Source organism: Rhodophyticola sp. CCM32 (assembly GCF_004751985.1).
Lineage (GTDB): Bacteria > Pseudomonadota > Alphaproteobacteria > Rhodobacterales > Rhodobacteraceae > Rhodophyticola.
The window spans coordinates 2,482,860-2,498,323 of the sequence record NZ_CP038492.1; the positions used below are offsets into that span (position 1 = coordinate 2,482,860).

Consider the following 15,464-nt stretch of genomic DNA (forward strand, 5'->3'; position numbering starts at 1 on the left):
TGATGCAGGGATTTGTTGTTCTTTTCACCACACGCATCTGGCAGATGACGGCGATCAATCTGGTCACCATCGGGCTGGCTCTGGCGGGGCTTGGGCTGTTCGGTTTCGCCCCCGCCCTGGCGGCCTGCCTCTGGGCCACCCGCCGGATAGAGGATGAAACGGTCGCGCAGATCGTGCCCGGCATGTGGCGCGAATACCGGCGGGAGTTTCTGACCCTGAATGCCTTTGCCCTGCCCCATTACATCGCGTTCGCAGTGATCGGTGCACTTCTGGCCATGATCACCGGGATCGCCACCAGCCTGCTGCTGACAGCCCTTGTCTTTGTCGCGCTCAGCCTGCTGGCGGGCATCGTGGTCAAATCCTGCCTGTCGGGCGGGATTGCCGACACATTCGTCAATGCGAAATGGGCGATGGCGCTGGCCCCGTACCGGTTGCTGCTGTCTCTGGCGGTTCTGCCGGTGCTGATCCTTGTCACGGCCTGGCAGCCCTTGGTGGGTCTTTATTTCGGCCTGTCGGCCTGGGCCGTTCTGATCAGCGGCTTTGTCATTCCCGGCATAGAAGCCGGATTTCCCAATGCTTCAGAGAAGGAGGCCCTGTCGTGAGTGGCGGATTGCAACTGAAGAATGTCTCCAAATCCTTCGGCGCGCTCACCGTGCTGAACGATATCAATATCACGGTTGAAACCGGTGAGTTTCTTGTGCTTCTGGGGGAATCCGGCTGCGGGAAATCCACGCTTCTGCGGTTGATCTCGGGCCTGGAAGAGGATCACGAGGGGGCCATCGAGATCGGCGGCCGGGATGTCACCCATCTGGACCCCAAAAACCGCGATCTGGCGATGGTGTTCCAATCCTACGCGCTGTACCCGCATATGAGCGTTTTCGACAATATCGCCTTCGGCATGCGCATCCGCAAATCCGCGCGCGCGGATATCAAGACCGAGGTCGAACGCGTCGCGCAGGTTCTGAAGCTTGAGGATTACCTGCAACGCAAACCCGCGCAATTATCCGGCGGTCAGCGCCAGCGGGTTGCCATCGGCCGGGCCATGGTGCGCAACCCGCAGCTTTTCCTGTTTGATGAACCCCTGTCGAACCTTGATGCCAAGCTGCGCACCGAGATGCGGACCGAGTTGAAACGCATCCACAAGACGCTGAATGCCACCATCGCCTATGTGACCCATGATCAGGTCGAGGCGATGACCCTGGCCGACAAGATCGTGCTGCTGAACAAGGGCAGGATCGAACAGTTGGGCACCCCGGAGGAGCTTTACCTGCACCCCGACACCCTGTTCGCCGCGCAGTTCATCGGCTCGCCCGAGATCAATGCGCTGGACGTGACCATCGCCACCAATGCGGAGGGTTTCGTGGCGCATTTCGGCGATATGGAGCTGCCGCTGCCGGCCTCTGTCGCCCGCGGCAAGGTGCAGGACGGTCAGCGCGCGACCCTGGCGATCCGGCCGGAAAACTTGTCTCTGGCGGCGGAAGGCGCCACCGGCACTGTCACCGGGCCGCATTCGCTGGAATTCTGTGAACCGATCGGCTCTGAAACCTCAATGGTGATCGACATTGCCGGCACCCATGTGCGGATGCGTGAACCCGGGCTGCTGAAACTGGCAACCGGCAGCAACCATAATGTGATCTGGGATCTGGCGGCGGCGCATCTGTTCGACCCCGACAGCGGCAGGCATCTGTAAATGGCGACCCGCCCCAATATCATCCTGATCACCTCGGATCAGCTGCGCCCGTTCGAGCTTGGATGCTATGGCGGTACGCAGGTGGCCACGCCGAATATCGACCGGCTGGCGGCCCGGGGCGCGATGTGGGATCTGGCGATCACCAATTTCCCGGTCTGCATGGCCGCGCGATCCGTGCTGATCTCGGGGCAGCACAACCGGACAGCCACGGGCGGCAAGACCAATGTGGCCTATGACGGGCGGCAGGGCGATTTCAACATGCCCGAATACCCCTATCCCAAACGCCCGCATCTGCCCCATAAAACGCTGGCCGAGATCCTTCGGGACAGCGGCTATGAAACCAGTGTGATCGGCAAATGGCATATCCATTCCTGGCCTCATGAAATCGGCTTTGACCATTATCTGATCCCGCGTGTACATCATGCCCATTCCGCGCAGATCTATTCCCGCGATGGCGGGCCGGAATTCGCACCCGACGGGTTCAGCGTCGCGTTCGAGGCAGAGGAGGCGGTGACCTATCTGAAAGGCAAGACGGACAGCACGCAGCCGTTTTTCCTCTATCACAACATCTCTCCGCCCCATTGCCCGGTTGCGGATATGCCCGACGAATATCTGCATATGTACGACCCGGACCATGTTGCCCTGCGGGAAAACACCGATGAGGACCGGATCGAGAACAAGGATTACTGGTACAAGGTCTATCGTTGGGATTTCCGGTACTATTCCTTCCGCCTGCCGCACACGATGGACCTGCCGCAGGGTTATGACCTGCGGGCTCTGGCTGCGGAATATTACGGGGCGGTCACCTGGATGGACAGCGCCGTGGGCCGTATTCTGGATGCGGTGCGCGATGCGGGTCTCGAAGACGACACGCTGATCGTGTTCACCTCGGATCACGGGGAAAATCTGGGCAGTCACGGGCTGGTCCAGAAGGGCACCGAGAATGACGAAAGCCTGCGCATCCCGCTGGTCATGGCCGGGCCGGGCGTGGTGCCGGGCCATCGGGTGACGGGTGCGGTCGCCTCGCTGGTCGATCTGGCCCCCAGCTTTCTGGAGGCCGCCGGGCAACCCGCGCCCGACCATATGCATGGCGCCTCGCTTATGGCCGAGGCAGGTGGCGCGGCTGATACCGGACGCACCGCATTTTTTCAGACCGTTCGCGGTGTGGGCCTGCGCAGCCCCGCCCAGACAGTCTATGCGCCCCTGTCCGATGACCGCCGGATCAGCGCGGCACCGGTCACTGTCTACGACAACATCAATGATCCCTTTCAATATCAGAACCTCGCCCCCGACGGGAAGGATCAGGCCCTGTGGCACTCGCTGCTGGCGCAGGACGCTACCTTTCCGTGGAGCCATTTGGAGGACGACCCAAGATGACCCATTTGAGCACAACAATGACCCCCGGCACCCTGTTGAACGAGGGCTGGACAATTACCCAGGTCAATGGCGCCGCATCGGCTCCGATGCCGGTGCCCGGCGATGTGCATTCCGCCCTGCTGGAGGCCGGGCTGATCCCCGACCCGTATTGGCGTGACACCGAACGCAGCCTGGACTGGGTTCACGAAAGCAGCTGGCAGGCCGAAACCCGGTTCGATGCCGCCCCCGAAGCGGGCGCGCGCTATACGATCAGTTTCGCAAGCGTGGATTGCCATGCCATCGTCGCCCTGAACGGGGTTGAGATCGGCCGCTGCACCAGCCAGTTCCTGCGGTGGGATTTTGACGCGACCGAGGCCCTGAAACCCGGGGAAAACACCCTGACGGTCACCTTCCTTTCAAACAGCGCCATCGCGCTGGAAAAGGCTGCGGCTTCGGCCTTTCCGATCCCCTATGTCGCCCATAACAACCCGATTGCGCAGTATAATTTCCTGCGCAAGGCGCAATGCCATGCGGGCTGGGACTGGAATATCGCCCTGTCCCCGCTTGGTCTTTACGGCGATGTCATATTGCGCCGGACCGACACGCTGCGCTTTGATGATGCGCTGATCCGCCAGCAGCATGCAGACAGCGCTGTAACGCTTGAGGTTGATCTGGTCTTCAGCGCCTCCCTGCCGACCGATGCCGAACTGGAACTGTCCATCGACGGCCAGACCATCACCGATGTGGTGGCCGCCTATCCGGGCGAAAACCGCGCCCGGCTGTCGGTCACGATCAACAATCCCCGACTCTGGTGGCCTGTGGGTCATGGGGAACAGGCGCAATATGATCTGATCCTGCGTGTCGGGGCCGAGACACGGCACAAAACCATCGGCCTGCGCGAGGTGGTACTGGACACTTCGGAAGACGAGATTGGCAACCGCTTTGCCTTCCGCATCAACGGGCGGGAGGTTTTCATGCGCGGGGCCAACTGGATCCCGGCCGACGCCCTGCCCCAGCGCGGCACGCCCGAGGCGGTGCGCGACCTTCTGCAATCTGCGGTGGATGCCAATATGAACATGCTCCGCATCTGGGGCGGTGGCCAGTATGAGGCCGACTGGTTCTATGAGATGTGCAGCGAGATGGGTATCCTGATCTGGCAGGATTTCATGTTCGCCTGCAATCTCTACCCATCCCATGACCGGGCCTGGCTTGATCTGGTGCGCCTTGAGGCCCGCCAGCAGATCCGGCGCCTGTCTGCCCATGCCTGTCTTGCAATCTGGTGCGGTGACAATGAACTGATCGGTGCCCTTGGCTGGTTTGAGGAACCGATGAACGACCGGGATCGGTATCTGGCCATGTATGACCGGCTGAACCATGCCCTGGAAGAGGCGGTTGAGGATGAGGCACCCAGCACACCGTTCTGGCCCTCTTCCCCTTCCATGGGACGGCTGAATTACGGCGATGCCTGGCACCGCGACACATCGGGCGACATGCATTTCTGGTCGGTCTGGCACGAGGCGAAGGATTTTGAACATTACCGCACGGTCCGCCCGCGCTTTTGTTCGGAATTCGGGTTCCAGTCCTTTCCCTCGATGAAATGCGTCGAAAGCTTTGCCGAACCCAAAGACCGCAATGTTTCGTCCAAAGTGATGGAGGTGCATCAGCGCAATGTCGGCGGCAATGCGCGGATCGTGGAAACCCTGCAACGCTATTTCACCTTCCCCGAAAGCTTTGCCGATATGGTCTATCTCAGCCAGATCGGGCAGGCGCTGGCGATGAAAACCTCGATCGAGTTCTGGCGCGCCAACAAACCCCGCTGCATGGGCACGCTGTACTGGCAGCTCAATGACACATGGCCGGTGGCAAGCTGGGCCAGCCTGGAATATGGCGGCGGCTGGAAAGCCACCCATTATCTGGCGCGCAAATTCTTCAACCCGGTCATGGTCACCGCGCAGCCGGACGAGGAAACCGGCGATATCGTTCTGTTTGCGGTCAATGACACGCCCGGCCCGGTTTCGCTGACCATCGGGCTGCGCTCGGTCGAGATGGGCGGTGCGATGGAAACGCTGGATACGGTCTCGGCGGTCTGCCCGCCGGACCACAGCGTCGAGGTGGCGCGGGTCACTGCCGACCGTTTGGGCGAGGACAGTTTCCTGTTCTTCTCCTGGGTCGATACCGAGCGGAAATATATCGGCGAAAATGACTATCTGCCGAAACGCCCCAAGGATTACGCCCTGGCGGAACCCACCATCACTGTCGATCTGGCAACCGAAGACGGCGAAACCACGGTCACTTTGACCAGTGACACACCTGTCTTTTACGTCACCTATGATCATGGCGGGGAAGCCGTTTATGATGACAATTGCTTCACATTGCTGCCGGGCCTGCCGAAAACCATCAAACGGCTCCGCTCTCGCGGGGCTGCGCCATCGGATCAGCCTGCCGGGGTCAGCTATCTGAAAGGATAGGAAGGAGGTCACCCGTGCCCAAACCACAGCCAAGCGACGGGGGCCCGGTGACGCTCAGAACAATTGCGGACCATCTGGGCGTTTCGGTCACAACCGTCACCCGCGCGCTGAAAGGCGGGGAACGGATTGGCGCCGATACCGTTGAGAAGGTGAAGAAAACCGCCGAGGAACTGGGCTATGTGCGCAATCTGGACGGGGTCAAGCTGCGCACCGGCCAGACCTTTGTTGCGCTGACCTTCCTCAGCTTCTCCTCGGAGGAAGAGATCGGCGATTCCGGCTCTGTCGGGTTGCTGAACGGCATCCATCAGCGCTTTGCGGGAACCGAATATTCGGTGCGGGCGGTCCCGGTCACCACGGATGAAATCGGGCTGGACCGGGTGCAACAGGTGGTGAAGGGACGCAATGCCGATGGCATTATCCTTGATCACACAAGACCCAGGGATGAACGGGTGCAATTCCTGCTGGAACAAAACGTACCCTTCGTGACATTCGGCCGGACCGACCTGCCGCAACCGCATGCCTATTTCGATCTCGACAATGAATATGCCGCCTATCAGGGCACCAAATCGCTGATTGATCAGGGCTATGGGCGCGTTGCGATGCTGGATGCCGATCTGCGCTATTCCTTTGTCGGCCAGCGGCTCAAAGGATACCGGCGCGCCTTGTTCGAGGCCGGCATTGCCTATGATCCTGCACTTGTCCGGCATATCGACCTGTCAGCGCCTGTCGCCCGGAATACGGCAATTGACCTGATCGGTGCGAAGGCCGATGCCTTTGTCTGTGTGAACGAACTGGTCTTTCTGGGCGCGCGGGCCGGTGTGCGCCAGGCCCTCGGCCCTGCGGGCGACAGTCTTGGTTTCTCGCTTCGCACGGGCACCAATATCGGCAATTATATCGGCACCCCGCTGAACACCTCTTACTATTCCCGGTCTGACGCGGGCTGGAACCTTGCCGATCTGCTGCTGAAACGCCTGGACGGGGCCGACGTGTCAGACTGTCAGCGCATCTGCAAAACCGAACTGCGCGTAAGCGAGGGGCAAACCCTTCTTGGATGAGCGCCCAGTTGCAACCATCTTGAAATGTCACCGGCTGCGCAAAGCCGGGGCGCCTGTGAAGCTGCGAACAGGGGGCATTGTGTGAAACGGCTGGGGCAATCGCTCATGGCACGAGACTTTGACAGGCAGGTTACGGAAATTCAGGTCTGACGTGGTCCCAGGGAATCGGATAGTGAGCTATCGCGTTTCCACATAAAGTCGAAACGCTTTAAAGAGCCGCTCCAGCGGCATTTTCCCAGGCAGGTAAGCCTTCGACAAGGGCGGCCGCTGGTAAGGGGGGTGGCCTGCGCCTCTTTCAGGCTGCTTCGGACTTGTTTTCTGCACCGATCGCCCGGTCGAGACCCAGGCGGAACGTCTTCGCCCCGGCGTCGAGGCCCAGGTCGATATTCGGTGTCACCTTGTGCTTCATTCCCTGATGCACGGCTTCGAGAACGGCCTTGTCTTCCAGAAAGGCCATGCGGGCCCCTTTGTTCATGAACTCCGACATCTCCTGATTTTCAGGTTCCGAATTGCGATGCTGGAACCAGAAATAGCGGGTCCGGTCCTCGTCAATCGGGGTCATGAAGTTGTAGGAGATGTTGATAAAGGTCTTCTCCACCGGTTCGGACCCGTATCCGCCCGTGCCAAGCGGTGTGTAGATGGATTTGTTCAACCCAATGGCAGGGCGAACCATCTCGTAATGCTGCAACCGGTCGCAATTGCCCTTAAAAGCAACGAGGCCCGAGTAGTAGGGGGAGGGCGGTTGACCCATGATCCAGCGGGTCACTTGCACGCCACTATCGGTCTTCTCGACCTTGAGCGGTTGATCATCGGTGCCGCCACCGGCGAAGGACGAGACATGCACCCAGGCCACATGACTTGGATCAAGAAGGTTGTCGCATACCCACAGATAGTGGCAGTCGATATCCATCACGCCGCCATCGGTCTTGCCCCATGTCGGGTCATCGAACCGCTCAATCTCGAAGATCTGGTCCGGATCGGCAAGGGCCGGGTCGCCAATCCAGATCCACAGGAACCGGTAACGATCCACGACAGGATAGGATTTCACGACCGCGCGGCGCGGTGTCATGCCGCGCTGGGTCGGGCTGTCGGTGCATATGCCGGTGCAATCAAAGGTCAGACCGTGATACCCGCAGACCACCAGATCGCCTTCCAAAGCGCCATCGGACAATGGCAGTTTGCGATGCGGGCAAGCATTTTCCAGCGCAACCGGTGTACCGTCTTCCTTGCGGTAGAGGACGATATTTTCGCCAAGAAAGGTCTCCGCCATCATCTCGCGACCGATGTCCTTGCTCCACGCAGCGACGTACCAACAGTTTTTCAGGAACATGAGCGACGGCCTTTCCGGGAAGGTTGCTTTGGAACATATTATGGCGTCGGGGCGGCGCCGCGATCCATCCCGTATTGGTAATGCGAGCCATTAGAGAGGCTAATTGAACTATGTGATGGGATCCGGGATGTCGGGCTGTGCTTGTGCCTCTGCTTTCACCCAGTCGAGAAACTCGGCAACCTTGGCGCTTTTGTCGGCCTGTCGATGGCGGACCAGCCAGTAGGCCAGCGGCGAGTCGGTGATGTGCGGAAAGGGCCGAACAAGCTGTCCCGATCTCAGCGCATCCAGGACAAGCGGTTCACGGCCCAACGCGACACCCAACCCCTCGATCGCCGCCTGGATGACCATGTTCGACTGTCCAAGATGCCGGGTGCGCATGTCCTTCCAAAGCGGCACGCTACACGCGCGCGCCCAGTATTCCCAGGTAGGATTGGACGCACCGTAATTCAGGATCTCGTCCTGAAGGAGGGTGTGATGGCGCAGCATGCTGACATCGCTCAGCCCGTGCGCACCCTCCAGCAATACGGGTGCGCAAACCGGGAAGAGGCGCTCTTCCATCAACAGATCAACATTCAACCCAGGAAAGTCCCCGTGGCCGTAGCGAATGCCGATATCGGCCTCACCGGGATTGAAGGGGCGATCCCCGATATCCGTGGTTATGGAGATCGAAAGGTCCGGATGCGCCAGGTCGAAGCGCAAAAGCCGTGGGAAGAGCCACGTGAACGCAAAGCCTGGCAGGCAACTGATCACAATGGTTCGGTCTTCGCGCGCCGAGCCGCGAATGCGGTTGCACATATCGGAGATGCCGCCAAGACCCTGCGCGATCTCGCGCGCCAGCATCTCCCCGTTCCGTGTCGCCATGGAATGGCGGGCACCGCGCACCAGCAATTCCTGGCCCAACCATTCTTCCAGCGACTTCACATGTTGGCTGACCGCGCTTTGGCTGACGCCCAATTCCGCCGCTGCTGCAGAAAACCCGCCAAGGCGCACGACAGCCTCGAAAGCACGGAGAGTCGCATAGGGCAGATTGAGGATCATATTAGCAACTCTAATGCATGAGATAACCACTTTCAAATGGCGGAGTTTGAGGGTCGGATATAACCTTCCTGCAACGAATTCAGCTGGAGACGGCCATGGCATTGAACGACGCCGCTGGCGGGGCGCGCAACCTGTTGTTGAACTGCGCCTCCGCCAAGCAAGGGGATCGACTCCTGATCGCGCGCGAAGGGGCGGAGTATGGCTATTTCGACGACAAGGTAGCGGACCATGTCGCAGCCGCGGCGCAGGATGCTGGTCTGGACGTCCGTATCACGGATGTAGGCTTCAACCCAGAAGAACCACACCTGACGCCCGACCTTCTGCGCCAATTCGAGGCGGCGGACATCATCCTTTTTCTGGCACGCCTGGGTGATCAGATGCGGTTTTCGGACATGCCCCCGGGAAAGAGGATCATCGTCAGCTTTGCGGTGAACGAGACACTTTTGGCATCGGGCTTTGGCAACGGGCACTATGCGGCCTTTACCGGGCTGAAATCCGCCATCAATCATATGTTCGATGCCGCGATGGACGTTCATGTGACCTGCGCGGCCGGCACCGATGTCCGAGGGCGGCCGGTGATGGACCTGTCGGCGAAGGGTGACACGAGTATTCTCCGGTTTCCGATGTCCATCTTTGCACCGGTCCCGGCCCATGAATTTTCGGGGCGCGTCGCACTTTGCGGTTTCCTGACCGGCACGGGGTCACGCTACTACGATGGATATCACCTCGACTTCGACGACCAGGTCTTCGCGCTGCTGCGGAACGGCCGATTGGCCGGGTTCGATGGACCGGCGCAGGACGTGGCGAAGGCCAATGCCCATTACGACCGGGTCGCCGGGCAGTTCGGCATTGACCGGGATTTCGTGCATTCCTGGCATGCCGGCATCCATCCCGGTTGCGGTTATCCGTGGCCGATCAACGAAAATGCGGAGCTGTGGGGCGGGACGGCGTTCGGCAATCCGCGCATTCTGCATTTCCACACCTGCGGTGCCTATGCGCCGGGTGAAATCAGCTGGAACATGGTTGACCCCTCGATCACCGTGGATGGGGTGACGGTTTGGGAAGGTGGACATCTGCACATTGATCGCGTGCCGGGCGCGCGCCGGATTCTAGAGGCTTATCCCGACGTCGCCACGATTTTCGCCCATCCGGATCGACAGATCGGATTGGACCCTGCGGGCCAATATGAGGCCATTGACTTGGCCCAGCGTCCACAACTTGTCTAACACAAAGGGATTGAAGTGGTCCCAGAAAACTGGACAGTCGTCTCGGGTCAGGACTCATTGATTGATCCAGAAGATGATGGTGGCTTGCGCCTGTTTGGTGCTTTGGAACCGTTCGGCATTCAAAACTTCCCGCCGTATAGGGCGGGGGCTCGAATATTGTCGAAAGATCACTGGCCCGATCGTCGTCGATTTTCCAACCGCGCGAACAATCGGCTCAACCCGAAACAGATCACGAAGTAGAACGCGGCCGTCGTGATCCAGGCTTCGAAGATCAGCCGTGTAGAGGCGACGAGTTCCACGGTCTTGAACGTCAGCTCCTGCACCGAGATCAGCGAGATGATCGAACTGTCCTTGATCAAGGTAATGAATTGGTTGGCCATCGGCGGGACGACCTTGTGCAGGGCCTGTGGCAGGACGATGTAACGCAATTCCTGATAGCGGCTCATTCCGATGGACCGGGCAGCTTCCCGCTGGCCCTTCGGAACCGACTGGATGCCGGCGCGCACGATCTCGCCCACGAAGGCGCTTTCAAACAGGGCAAGAACAATCACGCCCGAGATCAGCGAGGGAAACCGGCGCATTTCGCCGAAGAAGAATTCCCAGATGCCGTTATTCTCCTGCCGTGCGATGCCACGCGCCCAACGTTCCAGGTTCAACGCGTCGATCAGTTGCTGCGACAGGAAGAAGAAGAAGATGAAGACGACAACGACGGGAGGAATGTTGCGGAGCAATTCGAGATAGGTCCGTGCCAACATGCGGATGGTGAGGTTCGGCGAACATCGGGCGACGCCAAGAAAGGTGCCCAGGATCAGCGCCAGAATACTGGCGTAGATGCTGATACGGACTGTCGCCATCAGGCCCTGAAGCAACAGGTTGGCGAACCATTCCTCGCGGGTCGTATGCCAGCTGTAGATGTAGTTCGGTATCAGGTGCCAGCGCCATTCGTAGTTCAGATTGCCTTCGATGGCGAGCCAGATGTAGCTGAAGAAGCCGAGCAGTACAGCCACGATCAGGTAGTCTGGCCACCGGAGCTTTTTGAAAAATATGGTCACCGGATCATCCGCCTGCTGAGGGGGGTGTAAGGGGCGGCAGGAAGGCCGCCGCCCCTCATCGTTGTTGGTGGTGCGATGTCAGGCCTTATTCGGCCGGCACCTGATCTTCCCATTCACTGCCGACGAACCAGTAGTCGTGACGTTCTTCCAGCCAGCCCGAGCGCAACCGTGCCGCAATCCAGTTGTTGAAGAAATTCATGGCAACCGGGTCGCCCTGGCGCATAGCGAAGGCCTCGCCACTCGGATCAAGCAGAACATCAAACGGGACATGCAGCGTGTCTGGGTAGCGCGCGACTTCGCGATCCGGGGTCGGTTGCGATGACACCGTGGCGTGTGCATTGCCGTTCAGGACTTCTTGGGTCGCAGCGCCGTCCTCATCGAACAGCAGCAGTTCTGCATCGGGGAAACGGTTCTGGATCACCACAGCAGGCGTCGCGCCGCGCCGTGCCGCGAAGGTGATGTCGGGCGAGTTGTAATCGTCGATCGTGAGACCTTCGGTCATCTCGATGTTGGAATAGATCGCCATGCCGGAATAGGCATAGGGGTCCGAAAATGCCACGGTCAGGTTGCGCTGCGGTGTCCAGGACATGCCGGAGATGATGACGTCGAAATTGCCCGCGATCAGGGCCGGGATGATCCCATCCCAGGAGGTGGGGACGAATTCCACCTCTACGCCCAGATCCTCGGCCAATTGCCGACCCACATCAAGCTCGAAGCCGATCAGATCACCGTTGACGTCGCGCATGGACCACGGGGTGAAGACCGACAGGCCGATGCGAATGACACCCTCTTCCTGAATCGTCGTCAGGATGCTCTCATTGACCAGATCTTGGGCCGATTGCGCCGCAGCGGGCAAGGCCATGGCCATCGCAGCGGTCGCAGCAAGCGCGGTCCCGAATAATCTCCGTGTAAAACTCATTGGGTATCTCCCTGTTTGATTTCTCGGTGAGTGAGGTGAAGGGCAATCGGTGGCCGGTTCATTCGACTGTGTATCGTCGCTCGATGAAGCCGACGCCGACGGACAGCATCAGCGTGACAACCATGTAGACGATGGCGACGGTGAACCAGATTTCGAAGCTCATGAAGGTGTCTGAGATGATGTTACGCCCAATCGTGGTCAGTTCGGCTACGGCGATCACGCTGACAATGGCGGACGACTTCACGAGATGAACGACCTCTCCGGTCATCGGCGGCAACATGAACCGGATCGATTGGGGCAGAATGATGTAGCGGTAGGCTTGGCCTGTGCTCATGCCTATCGATTTCGCGCCCTCCCACTGCCCCTGCGGGATGGCGTTGATGCCGGCGCGGAAGATTTCGGAGATAAGCGCCGAGTGAAAGACGGCAAGGGTCAGCACACTGGCGGTGTAGCGGTCGAAACCAAAGATCGGCCCCAGCACGTAGTAGAAGAGGTAAAGCAGCACGAGCAGCGGGATGTTGCGGATGAATTCCAGAAATCCGATTGCCACGGCCGTCCCCACCACCAGGCCGGACAGACGCATCAGTGCCACGATCAGTCCCAGGATCGTCGCCAGAACAAAGGCCGTGGCCGACAGTTGCAAGGTCACACCAAGACCGATGAAAATCTCGCCGAGTTGAAAGCCGTCATCGGTAAAGGTGTAGAGAAATTGCGGAACACGGCTCCATTGCCAGTTGTAGCCCATGTTCTGGGCACCGACATAGGATCCGTAGACGATCATCCCCATCACGATCAGGTAGATCGCAACCGACGCGATGGTCGACCCGAAGAAGCGCTGCACGGCGGACGGTTGGGGAAGCGGGTCGCCCTTCAGGTCCTGCTGATTGAAGGTGGAACCCACATCAATGCTCCAGAATCTGGTCTAGGAACATCCGGCAGCGGTCGCTGGACGGATTGGTGAAGAATTTCTCGGGCGGTGAGATTTCCACAATTTCCCCGCGCTCCATGAACACCATCGTGTCCGCAACCTTGCGCGCAAAACCCATCTCGTGGGTGACGACAACCATGGTCATGCCGGTATCGACCAGTTCGACCATGACATCGAGCACCTCGTTGATCATCTCCGGGTCAAGGGCCGAGGTCGGCTCGTCAAAAAGCATGATCCTGCTTTCCATGCACAACGACCGCGCGATCGCGACGCGCTGTTGTTGCCCTCCGGACAATTGGGTTGGGTACTTTTCGGCCTGTTCGGGGATGTGGACGCGGTCGAGGTATTTGCGCGCCGTTTCCTCTGCCTTAGGCTTCGTCCAACCCCGCACCTTCATCGGGCCGATCATCAGGTTTTCGAGGACCGTGAGGTGCGGAAACAGGTTGAATTGCTGGAACACCATGCCGACTTCCTGGCGTAGCTTCCGGATATCTTTGGAGGCTTCGTGAACCTCGATCCCGTCCACGTTCAGCGTGCCGGAATTGTGGAATTCCAGTCCGTTGAAGCATCGGATCAAGGTGGATTTTCCCGACCCCGACGGGCCGCAAACCACCATCTTCTCACCCTGATGGACTTGCAGGTTGATGTCTTTGAGAGCGTGAAACGTCCCGTAGAACTTGTCGAGATTGCGAACCTCGATAATCGCATTTGCGTCGTTCATGTTGGGTTCACCCCTCGGTTAACCGTGTCGCCGCTGGTCCGCGTCCACTGCACGCAACGGTTCTCTGCCATGCGTACCCTTTTGTTTTTCTAAGTATCGAGGATGTTGCACATTAGTCAATTATCTTGCTTATTGCGCAATATTACGTCAACAAAAAAATGCCCGAGCGACCGGCCTGAAGTCGCTTCGCCGTTTTTTCAGGCACAAAAAGGAGAGACACATGGCCGCTTGGATCGAGATGATTCCGGATGAGAAGGCAGACGAACGGCTGCGGAAATCGCTGAAATTTGCGCAGACACCGCACGGCACTGTCGACAACGTCATGCGTGTCCATTCCCTGCGCCCAAGTACGATGGACGGCCATGTGGTGCTGTATCGGGCCTGTCTGCATAACGATTCCAACACTGTGCCGGGATGGTTTCAGGAAGTCATTGCATCCTACGTATCCACACTCAATCGCTGTGCCTATTCCTATGCGAACCACTGGGCCAATGCGCGGCACCTGATCGGTGATACCGACCGCGCCGATGCCATCGAGCACGCGATCCAGGCGCGCCGCCCCGAGGATGCGCTGGACGGGCGCGAGCTGGCCGCGCTGCGTTATGCCGAGAAGCTGACATTGCACCCCGGCGATATGATCAAGGCTGATGTCGTCGCCCTGTCCTGCGTCGGGTGGGCCGACGCAGAGATCCTCGAGATCAACCAGATCACCGGATATTTTTGCTACGCAAACCGGCTGTTGAACGGGCTCGGTGTAAAAACCGACGGGGATGTTGTTGGATATTATGCAACCAACTAGAGTACCCTGCCTTAAACCTGAGACATCGCTCATCACAAATGTCCCGAGAACGCGAAGCGTGGCAGGGTATTTGTGATTCAAGTTTAAGGCAGGGTGCTTTAGGCTGGTCGCCATGTTGGAGAATTCCGCCCGGAACAGCACCATCGAAGCGAGCATTGGTGCGTCGCTCAAGGAACTGCGTGTTCAGCGTGGCCTGTCGGCCCGTTGGGTCGCATCCCAGGCCGGAATTTCCGCCGCAATGGTCAGCCGGATCGAAAATGGTCTGGTTTCGCCCTCGATCACGACCCTGGAAGCCCTTGCAGCGGCGCTGGAAGTTCCGATCATTTCGCTGTTTCGAGAGGCGCGGACGGAGCACACGGATTTCACGATCGTGCGCGCAGGCGAGGGTCTGAAATCGACCCGGATCACGGATGATCATCAGCATGAATACGTCAATCTGGCGATGCATGCCCGTCGCGACCTGCGGTTTCAGGCGCGATACGTCACGTTGCTGAAGGATGGCGGCCAGCCACCCAACTATACCGGGCAGGGCGTGGTCTTTGTGTTCGTCTTCAAAGGCGAGGCGATCTACCGCTACGGCCGGCAGCGCTTCACCCTGCGCGAAGGCGATAGCATCAGCGTCGATTCCGAATTGAACCATGGCTTCGTTGATGTCCTGAGTGACCGGTTCGAATTCCTGACGGTGCAAGCCGAACGCCCCTGACAAAGACGGGATAACGGCCTTCCCACCAAACCGCGGTTATCGTTGCGGGCATGACGTAACCCGTTTTTACCGGATGCAGATCGACCGTGGGTTGTTTGGTGAGTGGGGTTTGGTCCGCGAGTGGGAAAGGATCGGGCGAAGCGGGGATACGCCTGATGGTATCGAACATTTGCCAGACG

At 59.3% G+C, this 15,464-nt stretch carries 14 protein-coding genes and 1 pseudogene; 9 read left to right on the top strand and 6 right to left on the bottom strand.

Features of this window, described 5'->3' with window-relative positions; all coding sequences use genetic code 11:
- Nucleotides 1-2 precede the first annotated feature (2 nt).
- Genes E2K80_RS19635 through E2K80_RS12045 form a run of 5 tightly spaced genes read left to right on the top strand, consistent with a single transcriptional unit; the run spans nucleotide 3 to nucleotide 6,569 of the window.
- Entirely contained in the window at nucleotides 3-602 is a 600-nt protein-coding gene (locus tag E2K80_RS19635; RefSeq protein ID WP_238475521.1) for a DUF624 domain-containing protein, read from the top strand.
- On the top strand, nucleotides 599-1,690 hold the full coding sequence (locus E2K80_RS12030) for an ABC transporter ATP-binding protein (RefSeq protein ID WP_238475522.1): 1,092 nt from the start codon (nucleotides 599-601) through the stop codon (nucleotides 1,688-1,690). Before E2K80_RS19635 ends, E2K80_RS12030 begins: the two co-directional genes overlap by 4 nt.
- Nucleotides 1,691-3,067 (top strand): sulfatase-like hydrolase/transferase, encoded by a 1,377-nt coding sequence (locus E2K80_RS12035; protein ID WP_135375227.1) that lies wholly within the window; start codon nucleotides 1,691-1,693, stop codon nucleotides 3,065-3,067.
- Nucleotides 3,064-5,514 (top strand): beta-mannosidase, encoded by a 2,451-nt coding sequence (locus E2K80_RS12040; protein WP_135375228.1) that lies wholly within the window; start codon nucleotides 3,064-3,066, stop codon nucleotides 5,512-5,514. Before E2K80_RS12035 ends, E2K80_RS12040 begins: the two co-directional genes overlap by 4 nt.
- 14 nt (nucleotides 5,515-5,528) lie before the next feature.
- Nucleotides 5,529-6,569, top strand: coding sequence for a LacI family DNA-binding transcriptional regulator (locus E2K80_RS12045; protein WP_168193181.1), 1,041 nt, complete (start codon nucleotides 5,529-5,531; stop codon nucleotides 6,567-6,569).
- A 295-nt stretch (nucleotides 6,570-6,864) separates the two neighbouring features.
- On the opposite strand, the gene E2K80_RS12050 is transcribed toward E2K80_RS12045, so the two are convergent.
- Nucleotides 6,865-7,899: an aromatic ring-hydroxylating dioxygenase subunit alpha gene (locus tag E2K80_RS12050; RefSeq protein WP_135375230.1), complete on the bottom strand. Its 1,035-nt coding sequence runs from the start codon at nucleotides 7,897-7,899 to the stop codon at nucleotides 6,865-6,867.
- A 108-nt stretch (nucleotides 7,900-8,007) separates the two neighbouring features.
- Complete coding sequence (locus tag E2K80_RS12055; RefSeq protein ID WP_135375231.1) at nucleotides 8,008-8,937, bottom strand: LysR substrate-binding domain-containing protein; 930 nt, start codon at nucleotides 8,935-8,937, stop codon at nucleotides 8,008-8,010.
- Between the two features lie 95 nt (nucleotides 8,938-9,032).
- On the opposite strand from E2K80_RS12055, the gene E2K80_RS12060 reads away from it, so the two are divergent.
- Entirely contained in the window at nucleotides 9,033-10,163 is a 1,131-nt protein-coding gene (locus E2K80_RS12060; protein WP_135375232.1) for a hypothetical protein, read from the top strand.
- Between the two features lie 167 nt (nucleotides 10,164-10,330).
- On the opposite strand, the gene E2K80_RS12065 is transcribed toward E2K80_RS12060, so the two are convergent.
- From E2K80_RS12065 to E2K80_RS12080, 4 genes are all read right to left on the bottom strand, one after another.
- Nucleotides 10,331-11,215, bottom strand: a complete 885-nt coding sequence (locus E2K80_RS12065; protein ID WP_135375233.1) for an amino acid ABC transporter permease — start codon at nucleotides 11,213-11,215, stop codon at nucleotides 10,331-10,333.
- Nucleotides 11,216-11,300: 85 nt separating this feature from the next.
- Nucleotides 11,301-12,134, bottom strand: coding sequence for a transporter substrate-binding domain-containing protein (locus E2K80_RS12070; RefSeq protein ID WP_135375234.1), 834 nt, complete (start codon nucleotides 12,132-12,134; stop codon nucleotides 11,301-11,303).
- Between the two features lie 58 nt (nucleotides 12,135-12,192).
- Complete coding sequence (locus E2K80_RS12075; protein WP_238475524.1) at nucleotides 12,193-13,035, bottom strand: amino acid ABC transporter permease; 843 nt, start codon at nucleotides 13,033-13,035, stop codon at nucleotides 12,193-12,195.
- Nucleotide 13,036: 1 nt separating this feature from the next.
- Nucleotides 13,037-13,783: an amino acid ABC transporter ATP-binding protein gene (locus tag E2K80_RS12080; RefSeq protein WP_274379217.1), complete on the bottom strand. Its 747-nt coding sequence runs from the start codon at nucleotides 13,781-13,783 to the stop codon at nucleotides 13,037-13,039.
- Nucleotides 13,784-14,003: 220 nt separating this feature from the next.
- Here E2K80_RS12080 and E2K80_RS12085 point away from each other — a divergent pair, with 220 nt between their 5' ends.
- The 3 genes and pseudogenes from E2K80_RS12085 to E2K80_RS19815 all read left to right on the top strand — a co-directional run.
- Nucleotides 14,004-14,582: a carboxymuconolactone decarboxylase family protein gene (locus E2K80_RS12085; RefSeq protein WP_135375235.1), complete on the top strand. Its 579-nt coding sequence runs from the start codon at nucleotides 14,004-14,006 to the stop codon at nucleotides 14,580-14,582.
- A 112-nt stretch (nucleotides 14,583-14,694) separates the two neighbouring features.
- Nucleotides 14,695-15,285 (top strand): helix-turn-helix domain-containing protein, encoded by a 591-nt coding sequence (locus E2K80_RS12090; RefSeq protein ID WP_135375236.1) that lies wholly within the window; start codon nucleotides 14,695-14,697, stop codon nucleotides 15,283-15,285.
- Nucleotides 15,286-15,295: 10 nt separating this feature from the next.
- A pseudogene (locus tag E2K80_RS19815) lies at nucleotides 15,296-15,424 on the top strand (WGR domain-containing protein); the annotation flags it as partial.
- Nucleotides 15,425-15,464: the final 40 nt, after the last annotated feature.